The 22613-nt window shown below is 72.7% G+C and carries 18 protein-coding genes; 9 read left to right on the top strand and 9 right to left on the bottom strand.

Translation table 11 applies throughout. The features are described 5' to 3' along the window. Window positions 1-8 precede the first annotated feature (8 nt). Entirely contained in the window at window positions 9-1502 is a 1494-nt protein-coding gene (locus ACIQCZ_RS06275; protein WP_402280073.1) for an MFS transporter, read from the bottom strand. A gap of 72 nt (window positions 1503-1574) precedes the next feature. On the opposite strand from ACIQCZ_RS06275, the gene ACIQCZ_RS06270 reads away from it, so the two are divergent. Beyond that, entirely contained in the window at window positions 1575-2561 is a 987-nt protein-coding gene (locus ACIQCZ_RS06270) for a DUF5937 family protein (protein ID WP_402280072.1), read from the top strand. A gap of 96 nt (window positions 2562-2657) precedes the next feature. On the opposite strand, the gene ACIQCZ_RS06265 is transcribed toward ACIQCZ_RS06270, so the two are convergent. Both ACIQCZ_RS06265 and ACIQCZ_RS06260 read right to left on the bottom strand, forming a co-directional pair. Continuing rightward, a complete protein-coding gene (locus tag ACIQCZ_RS06265) occupies window positions 2658-2951 on the bottom strand; it encodes an MTH1187 family thiamine-binding protein (protein ID WP_014048385.1) in 294 nt (97 codons plus the stop codon). Then, window positions 2948-3298 (bottom strand): DUF3817 domain-containing protein, encoded by a 351-nt coding sequence (locus ACIQCZ_RS06260; RefSeq protein ID WP_351084937.1) that lies wholly within the window; start codon window positions 3296-3298, stop codon window positions 2948-2950. The genes ACIQCZ_RS06265 and ACIQCZ_RS06260 overlap by 4 nt, the downstream gene beginning before the upstream one ends. Window positions 3299-3697: 399 nt before the next feature. Between ACIQCZ_RS06260 and ACIQCZ_RS06255 the strand changes: the two genes are divergently transcribed. The 4 genes from ACIQCZ_RS06255 (at window position 3698) to ACIQCZ_RS06240 (ending at window position 6343) form a co-directional block, all read left to right on the top strand. Next, window positions 3698-4330, top strand: a complete 633-nt coding sequence (locus ACIQCZ_RS06255) for an AIM24 family protein (RefSeq protein ID WP_402280251.1) — start codon at window positions 3698-3700, stop codon at window positions 4328-4330. Next, on the top strand, window positions 4330-4980 hold the full coding sequence (locus ACIQCZ_RS06250) for an AIM24 family protein (protein ID WP_376291499.1): 651 nt from the start codon (window positions 4330-4332) through the stop codon (window positions 4978-4980). Before ACIQCZ_RS06255 ends, ACIQCZ_RS06250 begins: the two co-directional genes overlap by 1 nt. Further along, the gene (locus tag ACIQCZ_RS06245) at window positions 4977-5741 is read left to right on the top strand and encodes an AIM24 family protein (protein ID WP_402280069.1); all 765 of its coding nucleotides are present in this window, start codon (window positions 4977-4979) and stop codon (window positions 5739-5741) included. Before ACIQCZ_RS06250 ends, ACIQCZ_RS06245 begins: the two co-directional genes overlap by 4 nt. Before the next feature lie 125 nt (window positions 5742-5866). Next, on the top strand, window positions 5867-6343 hold the full coding sequence (locus ACIQCZ_RS06240) for a MarR family winged helix-turn-helix transcriptional regulator (protein WP_402280068.1): 477 nt from the start codon (window positions 5867-5869) through the stop codon (window positions 6341-6343). 140 nt (window positions 6344-6483) lie between these two features. On the opposite strand, the gene ACIQCZ_RS06235 is transcribed toward ACIQCZ_RS06240, so the two are convergent. Both ACIQCZ_RS06235 and ACIQCZ_RS06230 read right to left on the bottom strand, forming a co-directional pair. Beyond that, complete coding sequence (locus tag ACIQCZ_RS06235) at window positions 6484-7938, bottom strand: ATP-binding protein (protein WP_402280066.1); 1455 nt, start codon at window positions 7936-7938, stop codon at window positions 6484-6486. Further along, window positions 7935-8597 (bottom strand): response regulator transcription factor, encoded by a 663-nt coding sequence (locus ACIQCZ_RS06230; protein WP_402280065.1) that lies wholly within the window; start codon window positions 8595-8597, stop codon window positions 7935-7937. Before ACIQCZ_RS06230 ends, ACIQCZ_RS06235 begins: the two co-directional genes overlap by 4 nt. A gap of 120 nt (window positions 8598-8717) precedes the next feature. On the opposite strand from ACIQCZ_RS06230, the gene ACIQCZ_RS06225 reads away from it, so the two are divergent. Continuing rightward, a complete protein-coding gene (locus ACIQCZ_RS06225; RefSeq protein ID WP_402280063.1) occupies window positions 8718-9344 on the top strand; it encodes a PepSY domain-containing protein in 627 nt (208 codons plus the stop codon). A 19-nt stretch (window positions 9345-9363) separates the two neighbouring features. Here ACIQCZ_RS06225 and ACIQCZ_RS06220 read toward each other — a convergent pair whose 3' ends face one another. The 4 genes from ACIQCZ_RS06220 to ACIQCZ_RS06205 all read right to left on the bottom strand — a co-directional run bounded on the left by ACIQCZ_RS06220 (window position 9364) and on the right by ACIQCZ_RS06205 (window position 16755). Next, window positions 9364-11700 carry a protein kinase gene (locus ACIQCZ_RS06220; RefSeq protein ID WP_402280061.1) on the bottom strand — a complete coding sequence of 779 codons (2337 nt, stop codon included), beginning with the start codon at window positions 11698-11700 and terminating at the stop codon, window positions 9364-9366. 31 nt (window positions 11701-11731) lie between these two features. Continuing rightward, on the bottom strand, window positions 11732-14203 hold the full coding sequence (locus ACIQCZ_RS06215; RefSeq protein ID WP_402280060.1) for a protein kinase: 2472 nt from the start codon (window positions 14201-14203) through the stop codon (window positions 11732-11734). A gap of 322 nt (window positions 14204-14525) precedes the next feature. Continuing rightward, on the bottom strand, window positions 14526-15482 hold the full coding sequence (gene meaB, locus ACIQCZ_RS06210) for a methylmalonyl Co-A mutase-associated GTPase MeaB (RefSeq protein WP_402280058.1): 957 nt from the start codon (window positions 15480-15482) through the stop codon (window positions 14526-14528). Window positions 15483-15555: 73 nt separating this feature from the next. Then, on the bottom strand, window positions 15556-16755 hold the full coding sequence (locus tag ACIQCZ_RS06205; protein ID WP_402280056.1) for an acetyl-CoA C-acetyltransferase: 1200 nt from the start codon (window positions 16753-16755) through the stop codon (window positions 15556-15558). Between the two features lie 135 nt (window positions 16756-16890). Here ACIQCZ_RS06205 and mce point away from each other — a divergent pair, with 135 nt between their 5' ends. The 3 genes from mce (at window position 16891) to ACIQCZ_RS06190 (ending at window position 22506) form a co-directional block, all read left to right on the top strand. Continuing rightward, entirely contained in the window at window positions 16891-17319 is a 429-nt protein-coding gene (gene mce / locus ACIQCZ_RS06200) for a methylmalonyl-CoA epimerase (protein WP_351084960.1), read from the top strand. A gap of 242 nt (window positions 17320-17561) precedes the next feature. Continuing rightward, window positions 17562-21383, top strand: a complete 3822-nt coding sequence (gene scy / locus ACIQCZ_RS06195) for a polarized growth protein Scy (RefSeq protein WP_402280055.1) — start codon at window positions 17562-17564, stop codon at window positions 21381-21383. Between the two features lie 184 nt (window positions 21384-21567). Beyond that, window positions 21568-22506: a cellulose-binding protein gene (locus tag ACIQCZ_RS06190; protein ID WP_402280053.1), complete on the top strand. Its 939-nt coding sequence runs from the start codon at window positions 21568-21570 to the stop codon at window positions 22504-22506. The last annotated feature ends 107 nt before the right edge of the window (window positions 22507-22613 follow it).

The raw sequence follows: 22613 nt of genomic DNA, 5'->3' as shown, positions 1-22613 counted from the left end.
CGTCGACCTTACCCACTGGTCATATGCCGGTCAGCCCTGTCTCGAAGTTCGGTCCGAGGACCGCTCGCGGTCGCTGTCGCCCTGACCTCACGGACCAGCAGGAGCGTGCACACCGTACCGATCGCCCCGGACCCCGCGACCACCAGATGCACGGGGACGAATTCGGCGGCCAGCCCGGCCAGCGCCATGCCGATGCCCTGGACCGTCATCAGCCCGGCGGTGAGCAGGGTCATGGCCCGGCCCCGCAGCTCCTCCGGGACGGCATCGACGAACCACTGGTCGAGGCCGATGATGTACGCCGCCCCCACCCCGGCCAGCGCAAGCGCCACCAGGGTCGGGACCATGCCGGGGCGGATCCCGTACAGCAGGAACGGCAGCAGCCCGGCGGCGGCGACCGGCAGCACGATCCGGGAGCGGACGCGTGGGGTCAGCACGGCGCCCGCGTACAACTCGGCCGCGATGTGCCCGACCGGCATCGCGCACATCAGCAGCCCGAGGGCGGCCGGGCCGAGACCGATCTCGTGCGCGTACGGGGCGGCGAGCGCCTCCGGTGCGACGACGAACAGGGCGGGTACCCAGAACAGCAGCATCAGCGCGCGGATTCTGCGGTCGGCGAGGACGATGCGGGCCCCGGCCAGTGATTCCTTGAGCAGCGCGCCGCCGCTGTCACCGCCGGTCCTGGCGGGCCGGTCACGGGTGCCGAAGCGGAGCAGGGCCGCCGAGCAGAGGAACGTCCCGACGGTGATGGTGATCGCTCCGCGCGCGGACAGCGCGGCAAGCAGCACACCGCCGACACCGAAGCCGGTCAGCAGGGCGCTCTGCGAGACGATCCGCAGCAGCGAACGGCCCAGGACGTAGAGGTCGCCCTCGCCGAGGATGTCGGTGAGCGCGGCGGTCCGCGTCCCGGTGAACACGGGCGCGACCGCCGCCACGGCGCACCGCAGTGCGAGGAGCCCTCCGACGGGGGTGCCCGGCAGCACCATGACGGCGACGCAGCAGGCGCAGACCAGATCGCAGACGACGAGGACGCGACGTGCGGGATAGCGGTCGGCGACCCCGGCGAAGAGCGTGCCGCCGACGAGGTAGGGGAGGAAGCCCAGCGCGAAGGTGAGGGCGGAGAGCAGCGGCGAGCCGGTGAGGTCGTAGACGAGGACGGTGAGGGCGAGTTCGCTGACGACCACGCCCAGCAGCGAGAGCAGGTGCGCCGCGAACACCGCCCGGAACTCCCGCACCCGGAACACGGCCCGGTAGCCGCCCTCGGTCCCCGGTCCCGCCCCGCCGTCGGCCGCGGCACCGGGGCCGGGCGCGCCGCCGGGGACGTCGGTACCGGCGGTTCCGGCCGCGCCGGGAGGCCCGCCGTCGCCGTCGGCCCCGCCCGGGAGTCCCCGCCCGCTGCTCGGGTCGTGCGGGTCGCGGGGCTCCGGGGCGCATACCGGGAACGGCGCGTCGGGGGCGGGGGCGGTGCGGGGTGTGCCCGCCTGCGTACGGTCGTCGTTCGGCATGGACGCAGCCTGGCCGAACGATGCGGCCCATCCGTAGACTTTCGGCTGACGCCGAATCCTGCCGGAGCCTTTGTGCCGTTCCATCTCCACTTCGACGAGAGCGACCTGCTCCGCTGCCGCTTCGCGCTCTCCCCGCTCTGGGAGACGCAGGAGGCCGTACGCACGCTCGACCGGCCGAGCCGGCACGGTTACCACCTGCCCTGGCTGCGCCGGATCGGCGAGGCCGCCGCCGGACTGGACCTCACGCCGCTGTGGCGGCTGATGCCCGACGGCGGGCACAACCCCGACTTCATCTGCCCGCCCCCGCTCGGCCCCCTGGCCACCTTCGAGGAGGAGATCGCCGCCGTCCGCGCGGTCGATCCGCTGGTGGCCCGGGACGACATGGCGCAGGCCCTCGCCGGCATGCCCGGCGGCCTCGGTTCGCCCGCCGCGCGGCGGATGCTGGCCGATCCCGCGCGGACGGTCCGGGAGCTGACCGATCTGCTGGAACAGGCCTGGCGGGTCATGGTCGAGCCGCACTGGCCGCGTCTGCGTGCCCTGTTGGAGGCCGACATCGCCTACCACTCACGGCGTCTCGCCGAACTCGGCTTCGAGCGGCTGCTCGGCGAGCTGAGTCCGCAGCTGCGCTGGACCGGTTCGACGCTCACGGTCACCGGCACACGCGGCGATCATTCCCGGGTGCTCGGCGGCGAGGGGCTGGTCCTGATGCCCAGCGTCTTCGTCTGGCCGGAGGTGGTCGGCGGGCACGAGCCGCCCTGGCAGCCGGCCGTGATCTACCCGGCGCGCGGTATCGGCGGGCTGTGGACGGAGTCCGCGGACCACACCCCGGACGTGCTGGCCCGGCTGCTCGGACGGGCCAGGGCCGACATCCTGTGCGCGCTCGACGAACCCGCCGGGACGACGACGCTGGCGCACCGCCTCTCCCTCGCGCCCTCGTCGGTGTCGGAGCATCTGTCGGTGCTGCGTGCCGCGGGCCTGCTCGCCTCGCGGCGGTACGGCCACCAGGTGCTGTACGAACGCACACCGCTGGGCATCGCGATGGCGGCGGGAGCTCCCTGAGCACCGCGCACCGGGGCAGCGCGCGCGGGAACGGGACGAGCCCCCGGCCGGGTGGGCGCGGGGGCTCGTCGGGGCGTGGAACGGGCGGACGGCTGCTCAGTCCGCCAGGTACCGCTCGACTGTCTCGACCTTGGACGTCAGGCCGTCGGTGACACCGGGGCGGATGTCGGCCTTCAGGACGAGGGAGACGCGTCCGGCGCGGGCCTCGACGGCGGCGACGGCCCGCTTGACGACGTCCATGACCTCGTCCCACTCGCCCTCGACGGAGGTGAACATGGCGTCCGTACGGTTGGGCAGCCCGGACTCCCGCACGACCCGGACGGCGTCGGCGACGTACTCGCCGACGTCCTCACCTACGCCCAGCGGGCTGACCGAGAACGCGACGATCATGCGCTGACCACGCCTTCCCGGCGGGCGCGGGCGGCGATGACGCCGTCGGCCTCGTAGCGCTTGAGCACCTTGTCGCCGTACAGGCCGCCGAACGGCAGCAGTGCGAGGAGGAAGAAGAACGCGACGCGCTTCAGCGGCCACTTGGTCTTGGACCAGACGTCGAGGAGCAGGACGGCGTAGATCACGAAGAGCACGCCGTGCAGGATGCCGAGCGGCATCATCAGGAAGTCGATGTCGGAGACCCGGCTGAGGATCGAGCCGAAGATGATCAGCGCGGGGAAGGAGAGCGCCTCGGGAATCGAGATGAGGCGCAGCCGGTGCAGGGCGGTAGCGGTCTTGATGTCCACGAGGGCACCTTCGGTGGGAGGGTCGTGACGGCTTGTGAATGGAGGCACAAGCGCACCCCATTGTGGCATCGACACGGGCGGAACTCGGCGCCGGGGGCCGTATGTCTCCGGTCACGTTCCGCCGTCGTGTCCGGACGGGGGGCCGCCGTCATGTCCGGACGGGGGGCCGCCCCCGCGTCCGGACGGGGGGCCGCCGTCGCGTCCGGACCATGGGGCCGCCGTCGCTCCCCGTCGCGCATCGCCGGGCCGCGTCCCGATCCGTCGTCGCTCCGTACGGGATACGTCCCGATCACGTCCGGGTCCCGTACCGGATGCGTATCAGGGGCGGTTCAGGGTGCCGGTTCCGCCCTGCGGCCCTGTCCCGGCCGGTGCCCGGCCGCTACCGTCGGCTCCGTGGCAATGTTCCGACTCCAAGGCAGCAGAACGCTCGCCGTCGACCTGACCGGCGACGCCGTCAAGGCGAAGAACGGTTCGATGGTCGCGTACGACGGCCGGATGACGTTCAAGAAGATGACCGGCGGCGGTGACGGCCTGCGCGGCATGGTGACCCGCCGGCTGACCGGCGAACAGATGTCCGTGATGGAGGTGAAGGGGCAGGGCACCTGCTACTTCGCCGACCGCGCGAGCGAGATCAGCCTCGTCTCGCTGCGCGGCGACAAGCTCTACGTCGAGGCGAGCAATCTGCTGTGCACCGAGGCCGGTCTGCGCACCGGCACCAGCTTCACCGGCCTGCGCGGCGGAGCGACGGGCAACGGCCTGTTCACCACCACCGTCGAGGGCACCGGGCAGGCGGCGATCATGTCGGACGGCTCGGCGGTGGCGCTGCGGGTCTCGGCCCAGTACCCGCTGTTCGTCGACCCCGGCGCCTACATCGCCCACCAGGGCAGCCTCCAGCAGCACTTCCAGTCGGGGGTGAACTTCCGGACGCTGATCGGCGAGGGCTCCGGGGAGTCCTTCCAGATCCGGTTCGAGGGCGAGGGCGTCGTCTACGTCCAGCCGAGCGAGCGGAACACCATCGGGGGCGATGTCTGATGCCGTTCCGTGAGATCAACTCGAAGATGGTCGAGGCGACCGTGCTTCCCGGCCAGAAGATGTACAGCCAGCGCGGAGCGATGCTGGCCTGTCGCGGCGAGGTCTCGTTCACGCCGAACATCCAGGGCGGCCAGGGCGGCGTGATGTCGATGATCGGCCGTCGGGTGGCCAACGAGGCGACCCCGCTGATGACGGTCGAGGGCAACGGCACGGTGATGTTCGGCCACGGCGGCCACCACATCCAGGTGATCAACCTGTCCGGCGACACCCTCTATGTGGAGGCCGACCGGCTGCTCGCCTTCGACGGGACGCTCCGGCAGGGCACGATGTTCATGGGTTCGCAGGGCGGGGTGATGGGCATGGTGCGCGGCCAGGTGACCGGGCAGGGGCTGTTCACCACCACTCTCCAGGGTCATGGCGCGGTCGCCGTCATGGCACACGGCGGGGTGATCGAGCTGCCGATCACCCCGGGCCGCGAGGTGCACGTGGACCCGCAGGCGTATGTCGCGCACCACGGCGACGTGCGCAACAAGCTCTCCACCGCGCTCGGTTGGCGCGACATGGTGGGGCGCGGCTCCGGCGAGGCGTTCCAGCTGGAGCTGAGCGGCAGTGGCGCGGTGTACGTCCAGGCCTCGGAGGAGAAGCTGTGAGCACGCCCGTGGTCTTCGATCCGATGACACTGCCGTCGGACGACAACGTCAACGCGTACACCTTCTGCGTGGAGCTCAAGGGGAGCCAATGGTTCCTGCAGAAGGGCAAGATGATCGCCTACTACGGGCGCATCGAGTTCGACGGCATCGGCCATGGCCGCTTCGAGCGGCTGCTCCGGACGAGCTTCCACTCGCCGCTGCACGCGAGCGACTGGGTGGTGGCCGAGGGCAGCGGCAAGATGCTGCTCGCGGACCGCGCCTTCGACGTGAACTCGTACGACCTGGACGACGGAAACCTGACGATCCGGTCCGGCAATCTGCTGGCGTACCAGCCGACGCTGGCTCTCAAGCAGTCGATCGTGCCGGGCTTTCTGACCCTGATCGGCACCGGGAAGTTCGTGGCGGCCTCCAACGGCCCGGTGGTCTTCATGGAGCCGCCGCTGCGGGTCGACCCGCAGGCCCTGGTGGGCTGGGCGGACTGCCCCTCGCCGTGCCACCACTACGACCACGGCTACATGACGGGCGTGCTGGGCGGGCTGCGGTCGATGACGGGGATCGGCGGCACCTCCGGCGAGGAGCACCAGTTCGAGTTCGTCGGCGCGGGCACGGTGCTGCTCCAGTCGACCGAGGCACTGATGCCCGAGCGGCCGACGGGGACGACACCGGCACAGGCCGGGGTGCCCGGCCTTCCGGGTCAACCCGGCTCCTCGCACCGTCCGGCCGGTCAGCTCGGGGACCTCCAGCGTCGCTTCGGTTGGTGAACGGTAGTCTGCGGAGTGTGACGTCGAACGTCTGCACCTCGCACCCGAGCCCGGATCCGAGCGGGTGCCGGGCGTCACACTCCCCCACTTCGTCCGGCTTTCAACTTCTTAGGTAGAATCCATATATGGAGACCGAGACGGCCACCCGCTGGCTGAACGACGCGGAGCAGTGCGCCTGGCGCACCCACCTGGACGTCAGCAGGCTGCTGATGCACCAGCTGGAGAAGGACCTCCAGCCGTTCGGCCTGACCAACAACGACTACGAGATCCTGGTCAACCTCTCGGAGTCGGACGACCAGCGCATGCGGATGAGCGACCTCGCCGCCGCGACGCTGCAGTCCAAGAGCAGGCTCTCGCACCAGATCACCCGTATGGAGAACGCCGGCCTGGTCCGCAGGGAGAACTGCGAGTCCGACCGGCGCGGTCTGTACGCGGTCCTCACCGAGGACGGCGCCGAGACGATGCGGAAGGTGGCCCCGCACCACGTGGCGTCGGTACGCAAGCACTTCATGGACCTCTTGACGCCGGAGTCGCTGGCGAACCTGCACGCGGCGCTGGCACCGATCGCCGATCATCTGCGGGGGCGACGCGGCAAGGTGTGACGCACGGCGGGGCTGCGGTCTCGCACGGCTCGGAACGAGACGGCGACGAGGCGGCCCCGCGCTGCCCGGAAGGTGACCCGCGGCGAAACGGCGGCCGTGCGCCGCCCGGGACATGAACCGCCGCGGGAGCGGGACGGCGTTCAGCCGGCGCTCGGCAGCCACAGCTCGAACCGTGCACCGCCCTCCCGCGCGCCCTCCACCGTCAGCCGGCCCCCGTGCCGGGACGCGACGTCGCGGGCGATGGCGAGGCCCAGACCGGCGCCGCCCTCGTCCCGCGTGCGGGCGTCGTCGAGTCGCACGAAACGCTCGAAGATCCGCTCGCGCTCGTCCTGCGGGACCCCCGCCCCGTCGTCGGTGACCGCGACGACGACGCCACCGCGTTCCGCGCGTACCGAGATCGACACCGCACGCTCCGCGTGACGTTCGGCGTTGTCCAGCAGATTGCCGATCACCCGCGCCAACTGCCCACGGGAGCCGGTCACTTCGAACCCACCGGATTCGGGCACCGACACCGCCGCCCCGATCCGGTCGCCGGTGCGCTGCGAGACCTCCTCGTGGACGAGCGCGCCCAGGTCCAGCGTGGTGCGTCCCGGCCGCTCCCCCGCGTCCAGCCGGGCCAGCAGCAGCAGATCGGCCGCCAGCGCCTGCAGCCGTACGGTGTCGGCGACCGCGCCCGGTACGTCCAGCAGCTCGGGATGCGCGGCGCCCACCTCCAACTGGGTACGCAACGAGGCGATCGGGCTGCGCAGTTCGTGCGAGGCATCGGCCACGAAGCGACGCTGCCGGTCCACCGACGCCTCCAGCGCCGTCAGGGTCTCGTTGGTGGTACGGGCCAGCCGGGCGATCTCGTCACCGGAACCGGGCTCCGGCACCCGCCGGCTCAGGTCCTCGGACGCCGTGATCGCGGCCATCTCGCGCCGGATGCCCTCGACCGGACGCAGCGCCCGCCGGGTCACCAGCCAGGTCACCCCGGCGACGACGAGCAGCAGCACCGGCAGCCCGATCAGCATCGCGCCGCGCACGCTGCCCACCGCCTCCTGCTCGGCGGCCAGCGGGGCGCCCGCGTGGACGGTCAGGGTCACCCCGGCGGAGGTGGTCGCCCGGACGGTCGCGAAGCGGTAGTCGGCCGTCTCGCCGTCGACGGTCGCGGTGCCGTTGCCGAAGTCCGGTTCTCCGGAGTCGACTTCGCCCCGGCCGGGGGTGCTGCGCCGCCCGTCGTCGTCGCTTTCGTCGTTGTCGCCGTCGTCGTCGTCGGAACCGGCGGAGCTCCCCGCGGCCGGTGACGGGGCCGGGGTGACCTGTCCCGTACCGGTGCCGGAGATCGCCTGCAGGTCCTTGGAGACGGCCACCACGCGCCCGTCCTCGTCGGTCACCTGGACCGGATGGTCCTCCTCCGTACGCATCTCCAGCCGGTCGTACGGCACGTCGAGGGCCAACTGCCCGGCCACTTCACGGGCCACCACCTCGGCCTGCAGACCGGCCTGGTCGGTGAGGTTGGCCCGCAGCACGAGGAGTACGGCGAGCCCGGCGCCGACCAGCGCGAGGGCGACGACCACGGTGGCACCGAGCGCGGCCCTGGCCCGTACCGACCTCACAGCGCCTCCAGCCGGTATCCGGCGCCGCGCACCGTGCGGATGGCGGGCGCGCCGAGCTTGCGCCGCAGCGCGCTGACGTACACCTCGACGATGTTCGGGTCGCCGTCGTAGGCGAAGTCCCAGACGTGTTCCAGGATGTCCGCCTTGCTGACCACCTGTCCGGGCCGCAGCGCGAGCTGCTCCAGCACCGCGAACTCCTTGGCGGTGAGGGTGATCTCGGCCGTGCCGAGGTGGACGCGGCGGGCGGCGGTGTCCATGCGCAGGGCGCCGACGGTGACCACCGGCGAGGCGGAACCGCCGCCCCGGCGCCGCAGCAGCGCCCGGATCCTGGCCACCAGGACGACGTACGAGAAGGGCTTGGTCAGGTAGTCGTCGGCCCCGGTGTCCAGGCCCTCCGCCTCGTCGTACTCCCCGTCCTTCGCCGTCAGCATCAGGATCGGCATCTCGTGGCCGGCGGCGCGCAGGGCGGCGCAGACCCGGTAGCCGTTCATCCCGGGCAGCATGATGTCGAGGACGACGAGGTCGTACACCCCTTCGGCGGCCCGGTGCAGCCCTTCGAGACCGTCGTGCACGACGTCCACGGCGAAGCCCTCGGCGGTGAGCCCCCCGGCCAGGGACATCGCCAGCCGCTTCTCGTCCTCCACGATCAACAGGCGCATACGCACAGGGTCGCAAACCGAACCTGAAGACGGCTTCAGGCGGCTTCAGGCTGCGTTCAGCATCACCCCGGCAGTGTGGACCACGTCGTAACCGGCTACCCGATCCGGGGAGGAACCCTCATGAAGCGCAAGATCGTCATCGCCGCCGTCACCGCCGCCGTGCTCGCCGGCGGCACGGCCGCCACGGCCGTCGCCTTCGCGGACGACGACGGCCACGACCGCGGGGCCAGGAGCAGCGCGGCGAGCGGCAATACCGCCCGTGTCGCTGTCGGGGACGCGGTCGCGGCCGCCGTCGGGGCCGTCCCGGGCACGGTCACCGAGGCCGAACTGGACGACGAGGACGGCGGGCCGGTCTGGGAGCTCGACGTGTACGGCTCCGACAAGGCCTGGCACGACGTGACGGTGGACGCGGGCAGCGGCAAGGTGCTCGGCCGGCACGCCTCGGACGACAAGGACGACGACCATGACCGGCGGGCCCCCCGTTCGGCCCCCGTCTCGCTGAACGCGGCGGTCGACGCCGCGCTGAAGGCGACGCCCGGGACGGTGACGTCGGTCGACCTGGACGGCGGGGACGACGAAGGCGACGGGGCGCTGCACTGGGAGGTCGACGTCCGGGGCGAGGACGGCAAGCAGCACGAGCTGGACGTCGACGCGAGGACGGGCAAGGTGACGGCGGACCGGGTGGGCGACGACCACGGCCGGGACGAGGACCACGGGGACGACGAGCGGGACGGCCACGACGACTGACCCCGCTCCACGGGGACCCTCAGGGCGCGTACCCGGAGAGGACGGTGCCCTCGTCCAGGCCCGCGAACACCACGTCTCCCTTCACCAGAAGGGAGACGGCCCGGGGATCCGCCTCGGGGGCGGGCGGCCAGCCGTCATATCGCTTGGTGTTGACCGGGGCGCTCTGCCCCTCGGGGGCCAAGTCGTAGGACTCCAGATAGCCGTCGGGGGTGACGAGGTAGGCGCGGTCGCCGACGACGACCGGCGCGCCCGAGTGGTCGACCGCATCGGGTGTCGCCCAGATCTGCCGTCCGTCGGCGAGCCCGAACGCGTACACCCGGTGCCGGGTGCTCACCACGACCGTGCCGTCCCGGGTGACGGCGGGCCGGTAGGCGACGTCGAGACCGTCGGCGATCGTCCGGCGGTTGTGCGGGGCCGTCACCTCGACGACCGTCAGTCCGTCCGGGCCCGAGCAGAGCAGCCGCGCCCCCTTCAGAACCGGCGTGCGGCAGGTCACGTCGCCTGCCGCGACAGCCCCCAGCCCGGCGCCGTCCGCGCCCTTCAGGACGGTGATGCCGTCGCCGGCCACGACCAGCCGGCCGTCTGCGAAGGCCAGTTCCGCCTCGGCGGCCGGGTCGTTCCACGGCTTCTCCCACAGGCGGGCGTGCTTGCCGGTGAGCCGATGGGCGACGATCCGGCCGGTACCGGTGCCCGCGGGCCTCGTGGCGTAGTAGAGGACGCCACCGGACTGGAGGGAGTCGGCCACCCGTGCGCCGTCGGCCTGCGGATCCCGCCACTTCTCGGCGCCGTCGGCAAGGTCCAGCGCCGCCAGCGCGCCGTCCTCGAAGGCGTACACGGTGGTACCGATCACCGCGGCCACCGAGGCGGGCCCGCTGTCCGCCCTCCCCGGCCGGGTCTGCCAGCGCCGCTTGCCGCTCGCGGCGTCCAGCACCGTGATGCGCTCCGGGCCGCCGCAGACCAGGGAGGTGTCCGCGAGCAGGCACCTGACCCGGCCGGCCGCGATCCTGACATGCCAGGGCTGCCAGCCCGCGGGTCTGGTGGAGGCATCGGCGGCGGCTGTCCCGAAGTCACCGGTGTGACCCGTGTCCGCGCCGGGAACGACAGCGGGCCCCGCCGCGGTCCGCGCCGCCTCGGAGGCGGAGACGGTCGGCCGCGCGCCTCCACCGCCGGTTCCGCCCGCGCCGTCGCCGCCACCGCCGTCGAAGAGACCCGGCAGCAGTACCGTCCCCAGCACCGCGCACACCGCCGTGGCCGCTGCCGCGAGCCCGATCCACAGCCCCCTGTTCCCCCGTCCGTCACCCGGCACCGCCACGGGCACGACGGGCGTCGGTGCAAGGGCGGGCCCGACGGGGGCCGGGGAGTGGAACGGCACCGCCGGTGCGGCGGCCGACGGCGCGGCCGCCTCCGCGCAGGCACGGGCCCCGGCCGCGTGCGCGACGAGCTGACCCCGTACCGCTTCCGTCCAGGGGAATGCTCCGGTCGCCGGGCCGCCCGGCCGCTCCTGCGGCCCCTGCGGCCCCTGCGGCTCCTGCGGCTCCTGCGGCAGCAGCATGCCGACGAGCTGCCGAGGGGTCGGCCTGGCCTCGGCGTCCGTACGCAGGCATGCCTCGATCACCGCTCGCAACCGCGGTGGCACGCCGGACAGTTCGGATTCTCCTCGGGAGATCCGGAAGATGACGGCCGCCATGTCGGAGTCGTCGAAGGGCCCCCGGCCGGTCGCCGCGAAGGCGAGCACCGCGCCGAGGCAGAACACGTCGGACGCCGGTACGAGCGCGCGCGAGCCGTTGACGTGCTCGGGCGAGATGTAGCCGGGGCTGCCCACCACGACACCCGTCCGGGTCAGCTGGGTGGCGTCGAAGGCCTGCGCGATTCCGAAGTCGATCACCTTCGGACCGTCGGCGCCCAGCAGCACGTTCCCCGGCTTGAGGTCGCGGTGCAGGACGCGTACGGCGTGCATGTCGGCGAGCGCGCGGGCGAGACCGGCGCCCACCTCGCGCACCAGCTGCTCGGGCAGCGGTCCGCCGCGGGTCACCGCCTCGGCGAGCGAGGGGCCCGGGACGTACTCCGTCGCCAGCCAGGGCAGCCGGCCGCTCGCGTCGCCGCCGACGAGGGCGGCGGTGTGCGGACTGCGGACGGCGCCCGCCGCGTCGATCTCGCGGCGGAAGCGGATCCGGAAGCCGTCGTCCAGATCGAGATCCGGGCGTACGGTCTTCAGCGCGACCAGGCCTTCGAGCGGGTCGCGCGCACCGGTCGGCCGGGCCAGGTACACCTCGCCCATGCCGCCCGCGCCCAGCAGTCCGAGAAGCTGGTACGGGCCGATCAGCCGGGCCCGGCCGGGTGGAAGCGGCTCGATCACCGCGCGGCTCCTCCGCAGATCGTCGGACGGTTCACTTGGGCAGCGGTACGGAGACGGCGGTGCCGTCGTCGTAGACGACATGGACGACGCCGCCGACCGGCAGCACCTGCGGGTCGAGCAGTTCCTTGTCCAGATACACGCCGTCGGTGACGGAGTCGTACGTCGGTGTCCGGCTCGGGCCCGGGGCGCCCGGAATCCGGGTTCGCGCCAGGGACCCCAGGGTGCCGTCCCGGCGGATCGGGACCGTGTACAAGGCCGTGCTGTCGGCCCAGACCAGCGTGTTCTCGACGATCAACGGGTCGGACACCGGATTGCTCATGCCGCTGGCCTGTTTCCCGCCGAGCGGGAACCTGCCGAGGGCCCGGCCCCCGTCACGGCTCACGACGACGAGTTCGTCGGGCACCCCTTCGCCGCTCCTGCGGAATGTGATCACCCGGTCGTCGAGCGCGGTGAGCGTCGCCTCGGCGACGAGCGCGGGGTCCACCGGGACCCGGCCCAGCGTCTTGAGGGTCCCCGCCGAGAAGCGCAGCAGGTGCATGTCGTCGCCGGAGCCCGAAGGGTCGCCGCTGGAGACGTACGTCGCGCAGAAGGCGGAACCGTCACGTACCCGCAGACCCCCGCAGCCCGTGTTGCGCTCGACGGCCTCCTGCACGGCCTCGCCGCCGGCGGTGCCCAGCAGCGTGCCGTCCTTGGGCCGGAACGCCTTCGGCGCGTCCTCACCGACCGCGTACACCACCTCGCCATCGGTGGCGACCGGCCAGAAGTTGCCCTGCTGGGCGTTGGAGACGGCCTGAGGGGCCAGCGGCTTGCGCCATTTCTCGGCGCCGGTCCTCAGGTCGTACGCGGCGAGGGCCGCACCCTCGGGCGTCGGTGTGGTGGAGGCGAAGACCATGTCGCCGACGACGAGTGGCGCACTGTCCAGGTCGTGCGCCCCGCCGGACCGGGCCGTCCAGCGGACCGTCCCCGTACGGGCGTCCAGCGACTGCAGCCGGTCGCCCGCGGCGAGCAGGACGGTGTCGTCGTACACGGTGGGACGGGTGGCCCCGGCCGGCATGAAGAACTGGCCCCGGGGTCCCCAGCCCGCCGAGCGGGTGGTCTCCCCCGCGTCCAGCGTCCACAGCCGGTGACCGTCCGCCGCCGACAGCGCCTCGTACGTGCCGTCCGTCTTCCGGCAGACCAGGACGTCGCGACCCGCGGAGCAGCCGACCGGGGATCCGCCGAACCTGCCCTTCCACGGCTTCGACCACCCTGTCGGGCGGACGTCCCGGCCGTACGGGACCGTGCCCGAGCCGTCCGGGCCGCCGTTCTCGTCCACGCCCGCCACGATCCGGGCAGGCGTGGACGAACCGTCTCGGGGGGAAGCCGCGTCGGGAGTGCGGTGGTTGTCGCGCCAGGCCAGAATGCCCCCGGTGGCCGCCCCGAGCAGGATCAGCGCGGCGAGGGCCGCCCCCAGGGTGCGCCGGGAGCGGCGCGGGGACCGGGCGAGGCCGGGGCCCTGGGTGGGGGCGATATGCAGGCCAGGAGTGAAATCGGTTCCCTGAGTGGGCAGTTGGTGGGGTTCGACGTGACGCCCGGCGGCCACCTCGGTCGGTGTGTAGCCCGGCAGCAGCGGGCCGTCCAGCGCGACGACCCGGTCCAGTTCGCGCTCGTGCTCGGCGATGTGCCGCGCCACGTCCTTCGGCCAGCGCGCGGCCGCTCCGGGGGCGAGCCGCCGGGCGAGTTCCGCGGCGGTGGGGCGGGCGGCGGGGTCGACGGTCAGACAGTCCGCCAGCACGGCACGCAGCGCCTCGGGCACACCGTCCAGATCGGCCTCGACGTACTTCACCCGGTAGAGCACGGCCGCGACCGGGCCGTCCCCGAAGGGGTCGCGTCCGGTGACGGCGTAGCAGAGCACGGACGCGAGAGAGAACACGTCGGACGCGGGGACGACGCGTCCGCTGCCCGCCACGTGTTCCGGGGACATGAAGGCGGGGCTGCCGACCATGCGGCCGGTGGTGGTGAGCGGGGTGGCACCGGCGTCGCGGGCGATCCCGAAGTCGATGAGGCGCGGCCCGTCCGCGGCGAGCATCACGTTGCCGGGCTTCACATCGCGGTGGACGATCCCGGCCGCGTGGACGGCCGTCAGCGCGCGGGCGAGTCCGGCGCCTAGCATCCGCACCTCGGCCTCGTCCATCGCGCCCGCCCCGCGCACCGCGGCGGACAGGGTCGGTCCGGCCACGTATCCGGTGGCGAGCCAGGGCACCTCGGCGTCCGCGTCCCCGTCGAGCAGCGGGGCCAGATGGGGACCGTCGACGGACCGGGCGACGGTGATCTCGCGGCGGAAGCGGTCGCGGAAGCCGGGGTCCCGGGCCACGTCACGGCGGACCGTCTTGACGGCGACCGGGTCGCCGCCGCCCTCCGGGGAGCCGAGGAAGACCTCCCCCATGCCGCCCGCGCCGAGCCGGGCCCGTATCGCGTACGGCCCGATCCGTCCGGGCGAGTCCTCCCGCAGCGGACCCAGCATGCGCCACTCCCCCCGTCGGTACGCATGGAACGCTGACACCCCGTGCGCGCATCCGGCCGCAATCCTGCCACGGACACGTCATGAGCCTCAGCGCCGGCCTTACGGCCTCCCCCACGACAGGGAGTGGATCGCCGGGAGCCCGCTCCCTATCGCGGGGGGAGGCCGTTAACGGAACGCGCACGCCGGGACCACACCTGCCGATACGTCGGTGGCGGAGGGCGGGGAGGAATGGCGCTCCGGTTCCGCGGCACCGGGCGCACGCGTCCGGGCGGCCCGGGAGGCGGCCCGCACGCCGCCCTCCGAAACCGCCCGGTCGCCGCCGTCAGGCCTCGGTGAGTCCCGCCACCAGTTCGTCCGCCGCCGCGTACGGGTCGAGGCTCCCCGCCACGATGCGTTCGGCGAGCGCGCCGATGTGGCGGTCGCCGTGCAGATCACCGATCCGCTCGCGCAGGCGGGTGACGGCGATCGTCTCGACCTCGCGGGCCGCACGCGCCGTGCGCCGCTCGGCGAGCACCCCGTGCTCCTCCATCCACGCCCGGTGCTTCTCCAGGGCCTCGACGACCTCGTCGATGCCCTCGCCCCGGGCGGCGACCGTCTTCACGATCGGGGGCCGCCAGTCGCCGGGCCCCCGGGACTCGCCGAGGCCCAGCATGTGGTTGAGCTCGCGCGCGGTGGCGTCCGCGCCGTCCCGGTCGGCCTTGTTGACGACGTACACGTCGCCGATCTCCAGGATTCCGGCCTTCGCCGCCTGGATGCCGTCACCCATGCCGGGCGCCAGCAGGACGACGGAGGTGTCGGCCTGCGAGGCGATCTCCACCTCCGACTGACCGACACCGACCGTCTCCACCAGGATGACCTCGCAGCCCGCCGCGTCCAGTACCCGGATCGCCTGCGGTGCCGACCAGGCCAGGCCGCCCAGATGTCCGCGCGTCGCCATCGAGCGGATGTAGACGCCGGGGTCGGAGGCGTGCTCCGACATCCGGACCCGGTCACCGAGGAGCGCCCCGCCGGAGAACGGGGAGGACGGGTCGACGGCCAGGACACCGACCCGCTTGCCCTCCCTGCGGTAGGCGGAGACCAGAGCCGACGTCGATGTCGACTTGCCGACACCGGGTGAACCGGTGAGACCGACGACATAGGCGTTGCCCGTCAGCGGCGCCAGGGCCGCCATCACCTCGCGCAGCTGCGGCGACGCCCCCTCCACCAGGGAGATGAGCCGGGCCACCGCCCGCGGCCTGCCCGCACGGGCCTGCTCGACCAGGGTGGGGACGTCCACCATCACCGCTCCGTTCGCTCGCTGCGTGTTCCACGTGCACTACGTACTACGTACGGCCTGCCGCGGCCGTTCCTGCCTACTTGGGGACGCGGATGATCAGCGCGTCGCCCTGCCCGCCGCCACCGCACAGCGCCGCCGCACCGGTGCCGCCGCCGCGCCGCTTCAGCTCCAGCGCCAGATGCAGCACCACCCGGGCACCGGACATGCCGATCGGGTGACCCAGTGCGATGGCACCGCCGTTGACGTTCACCTTGTCCGGGGTCACGCCGAGGTCCTTCATCGACTGGACGGCGACCGCCGCGAACGCCTCGTTGATCTCGATGAGGTCGAGGTCCGCCACCTCCAGGCCGTCCTTCTTCAGGGCGTGCTTGATGGCGTTGGACGGCTGCGACTGGAGCGAGTTGTCCGGGCCCGCCACATTGCCGTGGGCGCCGATCTCGGCGATCCAGTCCAGGCCCAGCTCCTCGGCCTTGGCCTTGCTCATCACGACGACCGCGGCGGCTCCGTCGGAGATCTGCGAGGAGGTGCCCGCGGTGATCGTGCCGTCCTTGGTGAAGGCCGGGCGCAGCTTGCCGAGGGACTCCGCGGTCGTCTCCGGGCGGATGCCCTCGTCCTTGGAGAAGAGGACCGGGTCGCCCTTGCGCTGCGGGATCTCGACCGGGGTGATCTCGGCCTCGAAGAGCCCGTTCTTCTGGGCGGCGGCGGCGCGCTGGTGGGAGAGGGCGCCGATCTCGTCCTGATCGGCGCGGGACAGACCCAGACGGGTGTTGTGCTTCTCGGTGGACTCGCCCATCGGGATGTTCTCGTAGGCGTCGGTCAGTCCGTCGTACGCCATGGAGTCGAGCATCTCGATCGCGCCGTACTTGTAGCCCTCGCGGGACTTCGGGAGCAGGTGCGGGGCGTTCGTCATGGACTCCTGGCCGCCGGCGACGACGACGTCGAACTCACCCGCACGGATCAACTGGTCGGCGAGCGCGATCGCGTCGAGCCCGGACAGACACACCTTGTTGACGGTGAGCGCGGGGACGTTCATCGGAATGCCCGCCTTGACCGCGGCCTGACGGGCCGGGATCTGGCCCGCACCGGCCTGCAGCACCTGGCCCATGATCACGTACTCGACCTGGTCGCCGCCGATACCGGCCCGGTCCAGCGCGGCCTTGATGGCGATACCGCCGAGGTCGGCCCCGGAGAAGCTCTTCAGCGAGCCCAGGAGGCGGCCCATGGGCGTACGCGCGCCCGCGACGATCACTGAGGTGGTACCTGTCGTTCCTGACATGAGGGGCAGCCCCTTGGGATGAGGAGTGAACGAGGGTTTACATGAATGTACTGAGCGGTACCTCACCCGTCATCCGGCAGCGGGTGTGATCGCGCGCACGTTGCGTAACCATCGGCGGAGCGCTGCACTGGTTGCATGCTGACGCGAATCGACCACATCGGGATCGCCTGTTCCGACCTCGACGCGACCGTCGAGTTCTACCGCTCGACCTACGGGTTCGAGGTGTTCCATTCCGAGATCAACGAGGAGCAGGGCGTGCGGGAGGCCATGCTCAAGATCAACGATACGTCCGACGGCGGCGCTTCCTACCTCCAGCTCCTGGAGCCGACGCGGGAGGACTCGGCCGTGGGCAAGTGGCTGGCGAAGAACGGGGAGGGCGTCCATCACATCGCCTTCGGCACCGCCGACGTCGACGCCGACGCGGCGGACATCCGGGAGAAGGGGGTCAGGGTGCTCTACGACGAGCCCAGGACCGGGTCCATGGGGTCACGCATCACCTTTCTGCACCCCAAGGACTGCCACGGCGTCCTGACCGAACTGGTCACGTCCGCAGCTGAGCACTGACCTCCGGATACCCGGCCCGGTAGAGTGGGCCGTTCCGGGCCGGGGCCGGGTCGGGGCCGCGCCGCGTCCCCAGCCGTTGATCTGTCACCATTCCCCGGGGGACCGTTCGCCGGCGAACGGTACTCGTTGGAGAGTTGCGACCAGGGTTGGGGTCTCTCCTGCTCAGTGGGGCATCCCTTGCTCGAACGAAGTTGAGAGTTTGGGGAAGAAGTTGAGAGCTCGGGGAAGGATGGGACCGCGCAGTGCGGGGCTACGAACGCCAGGAGAGCCACCGAGCTGACGACGACCATCTCTCGCGGTTCGAGGCCGAGATGGACCGGCTGAAGACCGACCGGGAGAAGGCCGTCCAGCACGCCGAGGACCTCGGTTACCAGGTCGAGGTCTTGCGCGCCAAGCTGCACGAGGCTCGGCGCAATCTCGCGACCCGTCCCGCCTACGACAGCGCGGACATCGGCTACCAGGCCGAACAGCTGCTCCGTAATGCCCAGATCCAGGCCGAGCAGCTGAGGACCGACGCCGAGCGGGAGCTCCGCGACGCCCGTGCGCAGACGCAGCGGATCCTGCAGGAGCACGCCGAGCACCAGGCGCGGCTCCAGGCCGAGCTGCACAACGAGGCCGTGCAGCGGCGCCAGCAGCTCGACCAGGAGCTGGCCGAGCGCCGCCAGACCGTCGAGTCCCATGTCAACGAGAACGTCGCCTGGGCCGAGCAGCTCAGGGCCCGGACGGAGTCCCAGGCACGCCGGCTGCTGGAGGAGTCCAGGGCCGAGGCCGAGCAGTCCCTGACGGCCGCGCGCGCCGAGGCGGGCCGGCTGGCCGACGAGACCCGGCAGCGGCTGGGCTCCGAGGCGGAGTCCGCCCGTGCCGAGGCGGAGTCGATCCTGCTGCGCGCCCGCAAGGACGCCGAGCGGATGCTGAGCGCCGCCTCCAGCCAGGCGCAGGAGGCCACCAGCCACGCCGAGCGGCTGCGTTCGTCGACGACGGCCGAGACCGAGCAGACCCGGCAGCAGACCGCCGAGCTGAACCGGGCCGCCGAGCAGCGCATGCAGGAGGCCGAGACCCGGCTGCGGGAGGCCCGGCTGGAGGCCGAGAAGGTCACCGCCGAGGCGAAGGAGGCGGCCGTCAAGCGGCTGGCCGCCGCCGAGTCGCAGAACGAGCAGCGCACCCGTACCGCCAAGTCGGAGATCGCCCGGCTGGTCGGCGAGGCCACCAAGGACACCGAGAACCTCAAGGCGGAGGCCGAGCAGGCGCTCGCCGATGCCCGCGCCGAGGCGGACCGGCTGAAGTCCGAGGCCGCCGAGAAGGCCCGCACGGCTGCCGCCGAGGACGCCGCGGCCCAGCTCGCCAAGGCCGCCAGGGCCGCCGAGGAGGTGCTGACCAAGGCGTCCGAGGACGCGAAGTCCACCACCGGCGCGGCGAGCGAGGAGGCCGACCGGATCCGCCGTGAGGCGGAGGCCGAGGCGGACCGCCTGCGCGGCGAGGCCGCCGAGCAGGCCGATCAGCTCAAGGGCGCGGCCAAGGACGACACCAAGGAGTACCGGGCCAAGACGGTCGAGCTGCAGGAGGAGGCGCGCAGGCTGCGCGGCGAGGCCGAGCAGCTGCGCTCCGAGGCCGTCGCCGAGGGCGAGCGGATCCGCGGCGAGGCCCGTCGCGAGGCCGTGCAGCAGATCGAGGAGGGCGCGAAGTCCGCCGAGGAGCTGCTGTCCAAGGCGAAGACGGACGCGGAGGAGCTGCGCGGCGCCGCGTCCACCGAGAGCGAGCGAGTCCGTAACGAGGCGGCCGAGCGGGCGGGCGCGCTGCGCAAGCAGGCCGAGGAGGCACTGGAACGCGCCCGCGCCGAGGCCGAGCAGTTGCGCAGCGAGTCCGAGGAGCAGGCCCGGTCCACCACCGCCGGGGCCGAGCAGGCCGCCGAGGAACTGCGCGAGGAGACCGAGCGCGCGGTCGCGGCCCGGCAGTCGGAGGCGGCCGAGGAGCTGGCCCGGCTGCATTCCGAGGCCGAGAACCGGGTCACCACCGCCGAGCAGACGCTCACCGACGCGCGCGCCGAGGCGGAGCGCATCCGGCGTGAGACGAACGAGGAGTCCGAGCGGCTGCGCGCGGAGGCCGCGGAGCGGTTGCGGGCGTTGCGGGAGCAGGCCGAGACCGAGGCGGAGCGACTGCGCGACGAGGCCGCGGCGGACGCGTCGCAGTCGCGGGCGGAGGGCGAGTCCACCGCCGTGCGACTGCGCGGCGAGGCGGCCGCCGAGGCGGAGCGGCTCAAGTCCGAGGCGCAGGAGAGCGCCGACCGGGTGCGGTCCGAGGCCGCCGCGGCCGCGGAGCGCGTGGGCGGGGAGGCCGCCGAGGCATTGGCCGCCGCCCAGGAGGAGGCCAACCGCCGCCGCCGGGAGGCCGAGGCGACCCTCGACGGAGCACGCACCGAGGCGAACCAGGAGCGCGAGCGCGCCCGCGAACAGAGCGAGGAGCTCCTCGCCTCCGCCCGCAAGCGGGTCGAGGAGGCGCAGGCCGAGGCGCAGCGCCTGGTCGAGGAGGCGGACGGCCGGGCGACGGAGCTGGTCTCCACGGCCGAGCAGACCGCCCAGCAGGTACGGGATTCGGTCAGCGGGCTGCAGGAGCAGGCCGAGGAGGAGATCGCCGGGCTGCGCTCCACCGCCGAGCACGTCGCGGAGCGGACGAAGTCCGAGGCGCAGGAGGAGGCGGACCGGGTCCGCGGCGACGCGCACGCGGAGCGGGAGCGGGCCGGCGAGGACGCGGCCCGGGTCCGCCGGGAGGCGCAGGAGGAGTCCGAGGCCGCGAAGGCCATGGCCGAGCGGACCGTCGCCGACGCGATCAGCGAGTCGGAGCGGCTGCGCGCGGACACCGCGGAGTACAGCCAGCGGATGCGCACCGAGGCGTCCGACGCACTGGCCTCGGCCGAGCAGGACGCGGCGCGCAGCCGGGCCGAGGCCCGCGAGGACGCCAACCGGATGCGTTCCGACGCGGCGGCCCAGGCCGACCGGCTGGTGGGCGAGGCGACGAGCGAGGCCGAGCGGATCCGTACGGAGTCGACGCAGCAGGCCGAGCAGCTCGTCGAGGAGGCGAAGCAGCAGGCGGCCCGGGTGGCGGACGAGGCCGCGGACGAGGCCGAGCGGATGCGCGCGGAGGCGGCGGCCACCGTCGGTTCGGCGCAGGAGCACGCGGCCCGTACCCGCGAGGAGTCGGAACGGGTGCATGCCGAGGCGGAGGCGGCGGCCGAGCAGATGCGGGCCGAGGCCCGTCAGGAGGCGGACCGGCTGCTCGACGAGGCGCGGGAGGCCGCGGCGAAGCGCCGTGCCGATGCCGCCGAGCAGGCCGACCAGCTCGTCAACAAGGCCCAGGAGGAGGCGCTGCGCGCTGCCACCGAGGCCGAGGAGCAGGCCGACACGATGGTCGGCGCGGCCCGCAAGGAGGCCGTGCGGATCACCTCGGAGGCGACCGTCGAGGGCAACTCCCTGGTGGAGCGCGCCCGTACGGACGCGGACGAGCTGCTGGTCGGCGCGCGCCGGGACTCCACGGCCATCCGGGAACGGGCCGAGGAGCTCAGGACCCGGATCGAGGGCGAGATCGAGGAGCTGCACGACCGGGCCCGGCGGGAGACCTCCGAGCAGATGAAGACGGCGGGCGAGCGCGTCGACAACCTGATGAAGGCGGCGACCGAGCAGCGCGACGAGGCGGCGGCCAAGGCCAAGGAGCTGCTGGCGGACGCCAATTCGGAGGCGAGCAAGGTCCGGATCGCGGCGGTGAAGCGGGCCGAGTCACTGCTGAAGGAGGCCGAGCAGAAGAAGGCCACGCTGGTCCGCGAGGCCGAGAAGCTGCGGGCCGACGCCGAGGCGGAGGCGAAGCGCACGGTCGACGAGGGCAAGCGCGAGCTCGATCTGCTGGTGCGTCGGCGCCAGGACATCAACACCGAGATCTCCCGAGTCCAGGACGTACTGGAGGCGTTGGAGTCGTTCGAGACGCCGACGGGCGGCAAGGGCTCGGGCAGCGGCGCCGCAGGCGGCGTCAAAGCCGGGGCCGGTACTCGTTCGAGTGGCAAGTCGTCCGAGGGGTAGTCGTCCTGTCATCTCCCGTGCTTCGTCAAGGACGTTCAACCCCGAGAGTGGCAAGAGTTGCGGGGGTCAGCCACTCAAAAGGGGTGTCATTCTCCAGATCAAACGGGCATCCACTCGATGACACGCCGTCCGGGCCCCTAGGATTCCCCCTAACACCTCACCGGTCTCATTCGACAGGAACCTCATGAGCGACCCTTCCTCCCCCTTCGGCTTCGAGCTCGTGCGACGTGGATACGACCGCGGTCAGGTGGATGACCGCATTACCAAGCTCGTCGCCGATCGTGATAGTGCTCTCACCCGCATCACGTCTCTGGAAAAGCGCATCGAGGAGCTCCACCTCGAGACGCAGAACGCCCAGGCCCAGGTGAGCGACGCGGAGCCGTCGTACGCCGGCCTCGGCGCACGCGTGGAGAAGATTCTCCGCCTGGCCGAGGAGGAGGCGAAGGACCTGCGCGAGGAGGCCCGTCGCGCCGCCGAGCAGCACCGTGAGCTCGCCGAGTCGGCTGCCCAGCAGGTGCGCAACGACGCCGAGTCGTTCGCCGCCGAGCGCAAGGCGAAGGCCGAGGACGAGGGCGTGCGCATCGTCGAGAAGGCCAAGGGTGAGGCCGGCGCGCTGCGTACGGAGGCCCAGAAGGACGCCGCGCAGAAGCGCGAGGAGGCGGACGCCCTCTTCGAGGAGACCCGTGCCAAGGCCGCCCAGGCCGCCGCGGACTTCGAGACCAACCTGGCCAAGCGCCGCGACCAGTCGGAGCGCGACCTCGCGTCCCGTCAGGCCAAGGCCGAGAAGCGCCTCGCCGAGATCGAGCACCGCGCCGAGCAGCTCCGCCTGGAGGCCGAGAAGCTCCGTACGGACGCCGAGCGCCGGGCCCGTCAGACGGTGGAGACCGCGCAGCGCCAGTCCGAGGACATCGTGGCGGACGCGAACGCGAAGGCCGACCGGATCCGCAGCGAATCGGAGCGCGAGCTGGCGGCGCTCACCAACCGCCGCGACTCGATCAACGCCCAGCTGACCAACGTCCGCGAGATGCTGGCGACGCTGACCGGTGCGGCGGTGGCCGCCGCCGGCGCCCCGGCCGACGACGAGCCGGCCACCCGCGGCGTCCCGGCTCAGCAGACCCGCTGAGCTTCCCGGCACGGACTCGCTGACCGCTCAGCAGTCCGGCCGACTCCGCAGTACCGCACTCGTACTCCTTGCGCGCCCGGTTCCGCCCTTGTGGTGGCGCCGGGCGC

Source organism: Streptomyces sp. NPDC093149, assembly GCF_044754145.1.
GTDB lineage: Bacteria > Actinomycetota > Actinomycetes > Streptomycetales > Streptomycetaceae > Streptomyces.
Note: the sequence above shows the minus strand (reverse complement) of the source record. Positions and strands in the feature narration are given on the sequence as shown.

Excerpts from the sequence above, each read along its gene's own strand:
- ACIQCZ_RS06205 (WP_402280056.1), bottom strand. The coding sequence starts at position 16,755 with ATGTCAGGAACGACAGGTACCACCTCAGTGATCGTCGCGGGCGCGCGT.
- ACIQCZ_RS06275 (WP_402280073.1), bottom strand. The coding sequence starts at position 1,502 with ATGCCGAACGACGACCGTACGCAGGCGGGCACACCCCGCACCGCCCCC.
- ACIQCZ_RS06265 (WP_014048385.1), bottom strand. The coding sequence starts at position 2,951 with ATGATCGTCGCGTTCTCGGTCAGCCCGCTGGGCGTAGGTGAGGACGTC.
- ACIQCZ_RS06240 (WP_402280068.1), top strand. The coding sequence starts at position 5,867 with ATGGAGACCGAGACGGCCACCCGCTGGCTGAACGACGCGGAGCAGTGC.
- ACIQCZ_RS06225 (WP_402280063.1), top strand. The coding sequence starts at position 8,718 with ATGAAGCGCAAGATCGTCATCGCCGCCGTCACCGCCGCCGTGCTCGCC.
- mce (WP_351084960.1), top strand. The coding sequence starts at position 16,891 with ATGCTGACGCGAATCGACCACATCGGGATCGCCTGTTCCGACCTCGAC.
- meaB (WP_402280058.1), bottom strand. The coding sequence starts at position 15,482 with ATGGTGGACGTCCCCACCCTGGTCGAGCAGGCCCGTGCGGGCAGGCCG.
- ACIQCZ_RS06230 (WP_402280065.1), bottom strand. The coding sequence starts at position 8,597 with ATGCGCCTGTTGATCGTGGAGGACGAGAAGCGGCTGGCGATGTCCCTG.
- ACIQCZ_RS06190 (WP_402280053.1), top strand. The coding sequence starts at position 21,568 with ATGAGCGACCCTTCCTCCCCCTTCGGCTTCGAGCTCGTGCGACGTGGA.
- ACIQCZ_RS06215 (WP_402280060.1), bottom strand. The coding sequence starts at position 14,203 with ATGCTGGGTCCGCTGCGGGAGGACTCGCCCGGACGGATCGGGCCGTAC.
- ACIQCZ_RS06250 (WP_376291499.1), top strand. The coding sequence starts at position 4,330 with ATGCCGTTCCGTGAGATCAACTCGAAGATGGTCGAGGCGACCGTGCTT.
- ACIQCZ_RS06255 (WP_402280251.1), top strand. The coding sequence starts at position 3,698 with ATGTTCCGACTCCAAGGCAGCAGAACGCTCGCCGTCGACCTGACCGGC.